This is a genomic window from Chitinophaga sp. W2I13 (genome assembly GCF_050434005.1).
In the GTDB taxonomy this organism is placed as follows: Bacteria; Bacteroidota; Bacteroidia; order Chitinophagales; family Chitinophagaceae; genus Chitinophaga.
Window position 1 is genome coordinate 3,720,736 of record NZ_JBNPWD010000001.1, and the last position, 9,535, is coordinate 3,730,270.

A 9,535-nucleotide genomic window follows, 5' to 3' on the forward strand; every position below is an offset into this window, starting at 1 on the left:
TTAACTAAAAAATCTAAAGTATATTTAAAACATGGCAAGGTACACAGGTCCCAAAACCAAAATTTCCAGAATTTTTGGTGAGCCCATTCTCGGTAATGGCAAGTATTTAAGTAAGAACAGTAACCCTCCGGGCCAGCATGGTGCTAACCGTAAACGCAAACAATTAGGCGAATACGCACTCCAGCTGAGAGAAAAACAAAAAGCTAAATACACTTACGGTTTGCTGGAACGTCAGTTCCGTAACCTGTTTGATGAAGCTACCCGCAGAAAAGGTGTTGCCGGTGAAGTATTGATCAAACTGCTCGAAGCCCGTCTGGATAACACCGTTTTCCGTCTTGGTATCGCTCCTTCACGTCCTGCTGCCCGTCAGCTGGTTTCTCACAAGCACGTTACTGTTAACGGTATCGTTGTTAACACTCCTTCTTTCCAACTGAAACCAGGAGACGTTATCAGCCTGAAAAACAAAACTGCAAACAATTCTGCACTGACCAGCGTTATCCGTGGAAAAAATCCTAAGTTCAGCTGGCTGGATTGGAACGAGAAAGAAATGAAAGGTGTATTCATTGCTTATCCTGAGAGAGAGAGCGTTCCTGAAAATATCAAGGAACAACTGATCGTAGAATTGTACTCTAAGTAATAAATAATTAGTCCGTGGCCAAAGGTCACGGACTAACCTCATATTTAACAAATAAATCTATCATATCAATGGCAATTTTAAATTTCCAGAAACCTGATAAGATCGTATTGCAGAAGTCTACCGACTTTGAAGCTCAATTCGAATTCCGTCCATTAGAACCAGGTTATGCTGTGACTGTCGGTAATGCGTTACGTCGCGTACTGTTGTCTTCTTTGGAGGGCTATGCCATTGTGGGTATTAAAATTGAAGGAGCCGATCACGAGTTCGCTACACTGAAAGGTGTTACTGAAGACGTTACTGAAATCATCCTGAACCTGAAACAGGTTCGTTTCAAGAGGATTTCAGAGAGTGATGTAACGAACGAAAAGATCACACTGTCCATTAAGGGTAAAACAGAGTTCCGCGCTGATATGATTGAAAAAGCCACCAGTGCTTTCCAGATCATGAATCCGGAGCTGTTAATCTGCACCCTGGATCCTTCTGCCAAGCTGGATATCGAACTGACTATCGGTAAAGGCCGTGGTTATGTTCCGGCTGAGGAAAATAAACCCAAGGATGCAGTATTCGGCTACATCGCGATCGACTCTATCTTTACGCCTATCAAAAACGTAAAGTACAGCATAGAAAATACCCGTGTGGAGCAGAAAACTGACTATGAGAAGCTCGTTATGGAGGTGATCACCGACGGTACTATCCACCCGGAAGAAGCAGTGAAACAAGCTTCCCGTATCCTCATTCAGCACCTGATGATCATCACTGATGAAAACATCAGCTTTGATACCAAAGACACTGAAAAAGAAGATGTGGTGGACGAACAAACACTGCAACTGCGTAAGATACTGAAAACACCACTCGAAGATCTCGATCTGAGCGTACGTGCATTCAACTGTCTGAAAGCAGCTAAAATCAATTCCCTCAGCGAACTGGTACAATACGAACAGGAAGAACTGATGAAGTTCAGAAACTTCGGCCAGAAATCACTCAGCGAAATTGAACAGGTATTGGGCGAAAGAGGTCTGCACTTCGGTATGGATCTGTCTAAACTGAAACTCGAAGAAGAATAGTATTTATCTGTTAAGCCAAAGCCGTTGCATCCGCAATAGCTTTGGCTTAACTACTTTATAATTAACAAGTACCTTGCAATTCCTGACACGGTGTAAGGGTTAAAACAAATAATGTCATGCGTCACGGAGTTAAATTAAACAAATTAAGCAGAACTGCTTCCCACCGTAAAGCCCTGATGTCCAATCTGGCTTGCGAACTGATCAGCCACAAACGTATCACCACTACACTGGCAAAGGCGAAAGCCCTCCGCGTGTATGTTGAGCCGCTGCTGACAAGAGGCAAAACCGATTCTACCCACAACCGTAGAATTGTGTTCAGCTACCTGCAGGATAAAGAAGCTATCAAGGAACTGTTCAGCACGATCAGTGAGAAAATAGCTACCCGTCCTGGTGGTTACACCCGTATCATTAAACTGGGTAAACGTGTGGGCGATAACGCAGAAGTTGCGCTGATTGAACTGGTAGACTTCAACGAAATCTACGGTAAATCAGAAGAAAAAGCTGCTGCTAAGAAAACCCGTCGTGCCGGTGGTGCTAAGAAGAAAGCAGAAGAAGCAACTGAAACTAAAGCTGCTGATACTGCAACAGAAGAAAAATCTGCTGAGTAATCTTATATCAAACGATACGAAAAAGGACAAAGCCTGGCTTTGTCCTTTTTTTATGCACTAATAAATACATATATTTCGTAATATTACAGCGGTTTTAATGAGTATCCCTATGAAATACCTGCATTGTGATAGTTGTGGTCATCCCAACCCACTCAAATCTGAATACCTTACTTTTTGCGATGCGTGCGGAAAAAAGCTGCCACAAAGCTTCGCCGAATGGCGAAAGCTTCATCCAATGGCCACATTCCCGGAATATACCCAGGCAGTAGGCATCTCACTGAGAGAGAAAAAAACGACCGGCCCGCTATATTGGATTAAAAACCAGCTGCAATCCGCCAGTAAAAGGAAAATAGTCATCTTTTTTTCACTCGTTTTCCTGCTGGTAGCTATTACCGGCACGCTGTTCGGTAAAAGAGCCGTGTTTACCCTTCTGTATCCCAAGGTACCACTGGCCAGTTTGTACAGCACCTGGCACACTGCTACTATAGGCCGTCAGGCACTGGAAATCAGTACTCCGGTAAAATTATGGGTACACGACCAGCCGCTGGAAGGGGAAGAAGCTAAAGTGATTGAATACGCGAAAACCTATACTAATGAAGATGGGGGAGGTATCCGCATCGCGGTAAATATGTTCAGTTATATCAGCAGCGTAGCTAACAGCCTGGAAGATGCTGTGGCCGCCTCCCATAACAGCATGCAACTGAAGGAAACCGCTACGGATATCGACTGTAAATCAATACCTGTACTCATTTCCGGAATGCAGGGGGTGCTGGAAGAAGGGAATTATCTGTATAAAGGCGGCATCCGCCTGGCATTTTGTAACCTGGTAATGATCAAAGGAAGCAACCGCTGGCAAATCCAGATTAATTACCGCGACGATGACCCTATTGGCCGCCAGGTGGCACAGCGCGTGCTTAAATCTGTAAAAATTAAGTAACATCTTTTCTTTCTGGTAAAAAAAATCTGTATTTAACTGTTGCATTTCATACCTTTGCACGGTTTTTTATCCGAACCTTCAGGGCAATTTTTGTACCCTTGAAGGTTTTTTTTAAAATATAAAACAAGACAGATACCAGAAATGCCTCAGACAAGAACCATCCAACCTGCCATACTGCTGTTAGAAGACGGTACGGTTTTTCAGGGAAAAGCTTTTGGGAAAATTGGCACAGCCGCCGGTGAATTAGCTTTCAATACCGGTATGACGGGTTACCAGGAAGTGTTTACGGACCCTTCTTATAAAGGACAGGTACTTATAATGAACAACTGCTACATCGGGAACTACGGCACCAAAAAGGACGACGTAGAGAGCAGCAGTGTGAAGATCAATGGTTTGATCGCAAAAAATATTGCGTACAACTATTCCAGGAAAATGGCCGATGGGTCACTGGATACGTTCCTGACCGATAATAACCTGGTAGCCATTTATGACGTAGATACCCGCGCGCTGGTTTCCCACATCCGCAGCAAAGGTGCTATGAACTGCATTATCTCTTCTGCTATCCTGGACCTGGATCAACTGAAAGTTGAACTGGCAAAGGTGCCTTCAATGGAAGGCCTGGCCCTCTGCAAAGAAGTGACCACTCCGGAAGCTTACCATGTAGGCGACCCGGCTGCGGAGATCCGTATTGCAGTGCTCGACAACGGCGTGAAAAGAAATATGCTGAAATGCCTGTCTGATAAAGGCGCTTACCTGCAGGTATTCCCAACCGACACTACTTTTGAGGTTTGCGAGGAATTTAAACCGCATGCCTACTTTATTTCCAACGGTCCCGGTGATCCGGCTCCGCTGACTTACGCAGTAGATACGGTGAAAAAGATCCTGGCTGCAGAAAGACCTATGTTTGGTATCTGCCTCGGGCACCAGTTGCTGGCGCTCGCTAATGATATCCCAACTTACAAGATGCACCATGGTCACCGCGGTTTAAACCACCCGGTAAAGAACCTGAAAAACTGGTTTGTGCGAAATCACTACCCAGAACCACGGCTTTGCGGTAGACGCGAAAGCAGTAGCGGCCAGTGAAAATGTGGAAGTTACCCATGTAAACCTCAATGATCACTCCGTAGAAGGCATCCGTATCAAAAATAAACCTGCCTTCAGCGTGCAGTATCACCCGGAATCCACTCCTGGTCCGTTTGATAGCCGTTACCTGTTTGATGATTTCTTTGAGATGATCAAAGCGAATAAGGCATAACTAAAGGAATTATATACGGCAGCCATGCTGCCTGGAAATGAAGACGGTCCCGAGGAATCGGGACCGTTGCATTTTAAAATTCCACGTTATGAAAACAAACGGATATTACCATTGCTGAAAGCGCCGGTAGCTCCGCCCGTTTTATTACATAACAATATTATCGAAAAAAGGTAAACAGGAGGGGGAATATTTTCAGAATATTTTGTTTGTTCTGTTGGATTCCGCCGTCAGTGGTGGGAAAAGGTAAGGTTAGGACAAAAAAATACGGCTCTGTGATCAGAGCCGTTTGCCTTTATAAATTCCACGTTATGAAAAACTGATACAAAAATACGATATTTTGCTAAAACGTTTTAGTTAATCTTTGAGTTTTACAGAAGACTGATAAATCTTCTTGTTTTAATAATTCAAAGGTCGGACCAAATAAACGTTATAAGAAATAATGCAGGTTAAATTTTTCTTAAACAAGTTTAGATTTTGCAGTCCATCGTATCTGTAAATATTTTTATAATTAGATAAATTTTGTCGTTGTTGTTATTTCTACATCAAATATACGAAACAAAATATCAAAATTCCAAGCATTGAGTGTTAAATAATTGCTTTTTTCTTTAAAAATACATACATAGAATTTATTGTAATGTATTTAATGGCTCTCATGTCGGATTTTATACCTGGTTTTGACATAAAAATTATTTGGCAATTTTCCCGGGATATACCTCCAATGCCTTTTCCAGGCAGACCATTGCATGACTAATGTCTGTTGTATTTAATACATAAGCCAGCCGCACTTCATTTTTTCCTAACCCAGGGGTCGCATAAAAGCCGGTTGCGGGTGACATCATAACCGTTTGGCCCTCGTAAGAGAAGGATTCCAGGATCCATTGGCAGAATTTATCTGAATCATCAATGGGCAGCCTGGCCATTGCATAGAAGGCGCCACCCGGATTCGGACAAAATACGCCCGGGATCTCATTCAGCATCTTTACCAGGATATCCCGGCGGCTTAAATATTCCGCTTTGATACCGTCAAAATAATCAGCAGGCAGATCCACAGCGGCTTCACCAGCGATTTGTGCAAAGGTAGGAGGGCTCAGGCGGGCCTGGGCAAACTTCATTACAGCGTCCAGCACAGGTTGATTCCTGGTTACAAAAGCACCGATACGGCCTCCGCAGGCACTGTATCTTTTAGAAATAGTATCCAGCAGGATCACATTATTTTCCATGCCTTCCAGGTTCATAGCGGAAAAATGCGCTCCTGTATAACAAAACTCCCGGTAAGCCTCATCAGAGAAGAGGAACAGGTTGTATTTCAGGCAAAGCTGTTTCAACACCTCCATCTCTTCCCTGCTGTAAAGATAACCGGTGGGGTTATTGGGATTACAGATCATGATAGCTTTGGTGCGCGGAGTAATCGCCTTTTCAAAATCGGCCATTGCCGGCAAAGCAAAGCCGGTTTCGATGCTGGCCGTTATGGTTTTGATCTTTATTTCCGCTTCTACGGCAAAACCGTTGTAGTTAGCGTAAAAAGGTTCCGGAACAATTACTTCATCTCCCGGATCCAGGCAGGCCATGAAGGCAAATATGATCGCCTCTGAACCGCCGGTGGTAACAATGATCTGGTTGTGGTTCACAGCAATGTTAAACCGGTCGTAATAAGTGACCAGCTTACGGCGGTAACTTTCGAAACCTGCGCTGTGGCTGTATTCCAGGATCTTGAATTCTGAATGGCGAACCGCATCCAGTACGGGTTTTGGTGTTTCGATGTCTGGTTGCCCGATGTTCAGGTGGTATACTTTCACCCCTTTTTTCTTGGCTGCTTCGGCGAATGGTACAAGCTTTCTAATGGGAGAAGATGGCATTTGCTCACCTCTCTGGCTAATGGTAGGCATAAAATTGTTTTGACTTTTGCATTGCAAAGATAGGGGATACGATGGGCAACAAAAAAACCTTACAGCATGTGCTGTAAGGTCTTAGTATGTTTTAAAGTGTGGAGTTACTTGTTGTTGGAACCAACTGTACCTGTTAAGTGCAGTTCCTTGTCCTGATCCACGCCTCTGAACTTTACCCAGATGGTTTTATTCTGCTGACCTAAACCGTTTGCACTGTAGCTCGCGGTTACTTTACCCTTTTTACCAGGTAAAATAGGTTCCTGCGTCCACTTAGGCGTAGTACAGCCGCAGCTAGCGCGGGCAGCTTCAATCAACACCGGTTCTTTGGAAATGTTAGTGAATTCGAAATCAACAGTAACTGGCTTGTTTAATTCAGTTTTACCAAAATCAACAGTTTCTTTGGCAAATTTTACTTTTGTATCTGCCGGATTCTGTGCTGGAGCGGTCTGGGCCCACAGCGCTGTAGTCAGCAGCATGCTCGCAAACAGGGATAAGATAAATTTTTTCATTTTCATATGATGGTTTTAAAGCGACCGGTTAAAAAATATTGATATCTTTCTTGGTTAGAACAAATTTACAGCCAAAAAGCATTATAAACCTTACAATTTATTAAAATCTTATTAAAAAAAATCAGATTATTTTAAATGAAAGATTCACAGCATTTTTCAACTGTATAATTAACCTTACTTTTGTACTTTAACCATGAGGCATGATAGAAAATAACGAACTAGCTATGAATTTAGAAAGCCGGTTATCATTCGAAGAGTTCCGCAAGGAAGTGCTTAATGATTACAGGTTGGCCTGCGAAAGCAGGGAAGTTAGTCTGCTGGCCCGTAAGGAAGTGCTTACAGGCAAGGCAAAGTTTGGCATTTTTGGAGATGGAAAAGAAGTGGCGCAGATAGCAATGTCAAAATACTTTCAGCCAGGGGACTTCCGTTCCGGTTATTACCGCGACCAAACTGTTGCATTTGCCACTGGTATCGCCACTCCCGAACAATTCTTTTCGCAGTTATATGCAGATCCCGACCTGGAAAATGATCCTTTTTCAGGCGGCAGGCAGATGAACTCCCATTATGCCACTCCTAATCTTGATCAGGATGGCAACTGGCTCAATCTGACGCAGATGAAAAACTCTGCTGCCGACATGGCGCCTACCGCCGGGCAAATGCCCCGCGCACTGGGCCTTGCCTATGCCTCAAAAATGTTTCGTGAGGTGGAAGCCTTGCATCAATATAAAAATCTTTCCAACAACGGTAACGAGATCTGTTTCGCTACTATCGGTGACGCCTCTACGTCGGAAGGCCATTTCTGGGAAACCATGAATGCCGCCGGTGTTTTACAGGTGCCACTGGCCGTATTTGTATGGGACGATGGCTATGGTATTTCCGTACCCCGTAAATATCAGACTACCAAAGGGTCTATCAGCGCCGCACTGGAAGGCTTCCGCAAAACGGAAGAATCCAATGGCTTTGACATATATAATGTAAAAGGCTGGGATTATGCCGGCATGTGTGAAGTGTTCGAAGCGGCTATCCGCAAGATCCGCGAAACACACATCCCTGCACTGTTTCATGTGGAAGAAATCACCCAGCCACAGGGGCACTCTACCAGTGGTTCGCACGAACGGTATAAAAGCAAGGAACGTCTTTCCTGGGAACGGGAGTTCGACTGTAACGTAAAAATGCGTTCCTGGATCATTGAAAATGCTTTGTGCGAGGAAGAAACCCTGCGCGCCGTTGAAGCAGAAGCAAAAGTAAAAGCACAGCACGCCCGGAAAGCTGCCTGGGAAAAATATATATCACCGATCAAGGAACAGGTACAGTCGTTTACCGCACTGGCCGCACCGGTAGCTGCTATTGCAGGCGCCGATGCAAACATGATAAACACCTTCATCCGCGACCTGCAGAATAACCGCGAGCCGCTCCGCCGTGATATTCTGAAGGCCAGCGCCATGATCCTCCTGAAACACCGGCACCTGAAATCAGATGCCGCCGTACAGGCATTGCAGCAATATTATGATACCTACCTGGCCGGGGAAAAAGAAGTGTACAATACACTGCTTCACGCCACCGGCGTAAACTCTGCCCTGAATGTACCGGTAGTTCCGGCCGCATACGAAGCAGACAGCATCACCGTAAACGGGTACGAAATACTGAATAAATATTTTGATCAGCTGTTTACCAACAACGACCGCGTATTTGCTTTCGGGGAAGATGTAGGAAAGATTGGCGACGTAAACCAGGGCTTTGCCGGATTACAGCAGAAACATGGTAAAGTACGTATAGCCGATACCGGTATCCGGGAGTTGACTATCATGGGGCAGGGAATAGGACTGGCATTGCGCGGCCTGCGCCCCATTGCTGAAATCCAGTACCTCGACTATCTCCTCTACGGCCTGCAGCCACTCAGCGATGATGTGGCCTCCCTGCAATACCGCACCAAAGGAATTATGCATTGCCCGCTGATAGTACGTACCCGCGGCCATCGCCTGGAAGGCATCTGGCACAGCGGATCTCCAATGGGCATGATCATCAATTCCCTGCGCGGCATGCACGTATGCGTACCACGTAATATGGTACAGGCAGCAGGCATGTATAACACACTGTTACAGGCCAACGAACCGGCCCTGGTGATAGAATCTTTAAACGGCTACCGTCTGAAAGAAAAATTACCGGCCAACCTGGAAACGTATACCGTACCCCTGGGCATCCCGGAAATACTGCATGAAGGAACAGACGTAACGATTGTTACGTATGGTTCTATGACGCGTATCGTGGAAGAAGCAATGGTGACGCTGGCGGAAACAGGCATCTCCTGTGAGCTGATCGATGTGCAGACTTTACTGCCCTTCGACATCCATCACAGTATTGTGGAATCATTGCAGAAAACCAACCGCATCCTCTTTATAGATGAAGACGTACCCGGTGGCGGAACTGCTTATATGTTCCAACAGGTAATTGAAAAACAAGGCGGCTACCGCTGGCTGGATGTATCGCCACGCACCATGAGTGCGCAAGCCCATCGCCCGGCGTATGGCTCCGACGGGGATTATTTCTCCAAGCCCAATACAGAAGATGTAGTAAAAGTAATTATGGAGATGATGCAGGAATAGTTGCATTTCAAAATCATACAAAAGCCGGTTGCCTTA

The 9,535-nt window shown here is 45.1% G+C and carries 9 protein-coding genes; 7 read left to right on the top strand and 2 right to left on the bottom strand.

The features are described 5' to 3' along the window. The first annotated feature begins 31 nt into the window (after window positions 1-31). The 6 genes from rpsD (at window position 32) to QFZ48_RS15490 (ending at window position 4,501) form a co-directional block, all read left to right on the top strand. Entirely contained in the window at window positions 32-637 is a 606-nt protein-coding gene (gene rpsD, locus QFZ48_RS15465; protein ID WP_079470751.1) for a 30S ribosomal protein S4, read from the top strand. A gap of 68 nt (window positions 638-705) precedes the next feature. Next, on the top strand, window positions 706-1,701 hold the full coding sequence (locus QFZ48_RS15470; protein WP_079470750.1) for a DNA-directed RNA polymerase subunit alpha: 996 nt from the start codon (window positions 706-708) through the stop codon (window positions 1,699-1,701). Between the two features lie 116 nt (window positions 1,702-1,817). After that, on the top strand, window positions 1,818-2,309 hold the full coding sequence (gene rplQ, locus QFZ48_RS15475; RefSeq protein ID WP_079470749.1) for a 50S ribosomal protein L17: 492 nt from the start codon (window positions 1,818-1,820) through the stop codon (window positions 2,307-2,309). 109 nt (window positions 2,310-2,418) lie between these two features. Beyond that, window positions 2,419-3,246, top strand: coding sequence for a hypothetical protein (locus tag QFZ48_RS15480; RefSeq protein ID WP_429062912.1), 828 nt, complete (start codon window positions 2,419-2,421; stop codon window positions 3,244-3,246). A gap of 141 nt (window positions 3,247-3,387) precedes the next feature. Then, a complete protein-coding gene (gene carA, locus QFZ48_RS15485; RefSeq protein ID WP_429062914.1) occupies window positions 3,388-4,329 on the top strand; it encodes a glutamine-hydrolyzing carbamoyl-phosphate synthase small subunit in 942 nt (313 codons plus the stop codon). Continuing rightward, window positions 4,265-4,501 carry a glutamine amidotransferase-related protein gene (locus QFZ48_RS15490; RefSeq protein ID WP_429062916.1) on the top strand — a complete coding sequence of 79 codons (237 nt, stop codon included), beginning with the start codon at window positions 4,265-4,267 and terminating at the stop codon, window positions 4,499-4,501. Before carA ends, QFZ48_RS15490 begins: the two co-directional genes overlap by 65 nt. 686 nt (window positions 4,502-5,187) lie before the next feature. Here QFZ48_RS15490 and QFZ48_RS15495 read toward each other — a convergent pair. Together QFZ48_RS15495 and QFZ48_RS15500 are read right to left on the bottom strand one after the other, a co-directional pair. Next, window positions 5,188-6,387 (bottom strand): pyridoxal phosphate-dependent aminotransferase, encoded by a 1,200-nt coding sequence (locus QFZ48_RS15495; protein ID WP_429051233.1) that lies wholly within the window; start codon window positions 6,385-6,387, stop codon window positions 5,188-5,190. Window positions 6,388-6,491: 104 nt separating this feature from the next. Next, on the bottom strand, window positions 6,492-6,902 hold the full coding sequence (locus QFZ48_RS15500) for a DUF1573 domain-containing protein (protein WP_370912464.1): 411 nt from the start codon (window positions 6,900-6,902) through the stop codon (window positions 6,492-6,494). A gap of 218 nt (window positions 6,903-7,120) precedes the next feature. On the opposite strand from QFZ48_RS15500, the gene QFZ48_RS15505 reads away from it, so the two are divergent. Next, window positions 7,121-9,499 carry an alpha-ketoacid dehydrogenase subunit alpha/beta gene (locus QFZ48_RS15505; protein ID WP_429062918.1) on the top strand — a complete coding sequence of 793 codons (2,379 nt, stop codon included), beginning with the start codon at window positions 7,121-7,123 and terminating at the stop codon, window positions 9,497-9,499. Window positions 9,500-9,535: the final 36 nt, after the last annotated feature.